Origin of the sequence: Streptomyces sp. FH025 (genome assembly GCF_017427025.1) — a bacterium.
Classification (GTDB): Bacteria; Actinomycetota; Actinomycetes; order Streptomycetales; family Streptomycetaceae; genus Kitasatospora.
Map to the genome: position 1 here is coordinate 1 of NZ_JAFLNG010001091.1, position 1,659 is coordinate 1,659.

Sequence of the window (1,659 nt, forward strand, 5' to 3'; positions counted from 1 at the left end):
ACGTCGGCTGACCCGGGGCGGGCCCATTGATCCGCGGCGCCGGACGGAGCATCGTGGAGATCGTCCGAACGCGGAACGGGAAATGGAGCCGAGCAGCATGCGGGTCAAGGCCTTCGACCACCTGGTCCTCAACGTCGGTGACATCGAGCGGGCGCTGGAGTTCTACTCGGGGCTGCTGGGGCTGGAACCGGTGCGGGTCGAGGAGTGGCGGGCGGGCGAGGCGCCGTTCCCGTCCGTGCGGGTCACCCCCGAGACGATCATCGACCTGGTCCACCGGCCGCGGCAGGAGTCCAACGTCGACCACATCTGCCTCACCGTGGAGCCGCTCGACTGGCAGGAGGTCATCGACTCCGGCGCCTTCACCGTCCTGGAGGGCCCATCCCCCCGCTACGGCGCCCGCGGCACCGCGACCTCGCTCTACGTCCAGGACCCGGACGGCAACACCGTCGAACTCCGCTGGTACCCCGAGGACGCCGGAGCCGCCTGACCCGGGGCGCCCCCGGCGCGTCCTCCGGCGGCACTCGGACCGGCACTGCCGGAGACGGACCGTCACTGCCGGAGGCCGTCCTGATGTGCGTCGCACGGTGGCGGAAAACATGGTGGTGAACAAACGATTCGCCTGAGAAGATCTTCATATCGCAGCTGCTGGGCCCGCAGGGAGAGGCGGAACACCCCGGCGAACGGCTGCATTCGATTCTTTTCCGGGGGGGAAATCACCCATGTTCACGCACTCGTCAAGCCGGCGCCCCCGTCTGGTGGCCGCCGCCGCGCTGGTGGTCGCCACCGGCACCACCGCGCTCGCCCCGGCGACCGCCTTCGCCGACACCCCCGCACCGGGCGACACCAAGCCCCTGGTGGCGACCCTGACGCCGAACGCCGGGCAGGCCCCGCTCGTCCGCAGCGGCAACGGCGCGGAGATGACGCTGACCGTCACCAACGACTCCGACCAGGAACAGCCGTTCCACCCGGCGGTGAACGTCAAGCCGGTGAATTCCGGCTTCACCGGGTGGTACTGGATCAACTTCGACGCCAAGGCGATCTCCGCCCCGCCCACCTCCGGCGTGGAGACCTACGGCCAGAACGGCTTCGCCGGCTTCGTCGTGCCCGAACGGCACATGTCCGCCACGAGCTTCAAGGTGCCGGCCCACACGACCTACAGCTGGGCCCTCTCCTTCAAGGTGAAGTCCGCCCTCCCGGCGGAGGACACCGCCGTGCGGTTCGAGTTGGTGAACGACCAGAACGACAGCACCGACAGCGACCCGGTGACCCTTCCGGTCATCGCCCCCACCGGCGCCCTCGTCCAGAGCTTCGGCAACACCTCGGGCACCGCCTCGTACAAGCAGTCGTACGAGGCCGACCTCTTCCTGGCCAACAACGGCGCGGCCATCAACGCGGGGATCAACCCGACGCTCCGCCTCGGTGACGGCTCCCACCCGATCCCGGCCACCCTCAAGCTGGACGTGCTGCAGGACGGCAAGTGGACCACCGTCCCGGGCACGAACAACGTCTGGAAGCTGCCGACGGTGGTCGGCGGCCTCGGCAAGGGCGCGCGCCACGACTACCGGATCCGGCTGTCGGTCGCCGACTCCACCGGGCCGGGGCGCTGGTTCTCCGAGTCGCTCAGCCTCACCCCGGACACCGACCAGGGCCCGGTCGACA

The 1,659-nt window shown here is 70.0% G+C and carries 2 protein-coding genes; both read left to right on the top strand.

Annotated elements, in window-relative coordinates; genetic code table 11:
* The first annotated feature begins 97 nt into the window (after positions 1-97).
* Positions 98-487 carry a VOC family protein gene (locus J0670_RS37555; RefSeq protein WP_207817256.1) on the top strand — a complete coding sequence of 130 codons (390 nt, stop codon included), beginning with the start codon at positions 98-100 and terminating at the stop codon, positions 485-487.
* A 232-nt stretch (positions 488-719) separates the two neighbouring features.
* On the top strand, positions 720-1,659 hold a 940-nt coding region (locus J0670_RS37560), incomplete at its 3' end, for a hypothetical protein (RefSeq protein WP_207817255.1).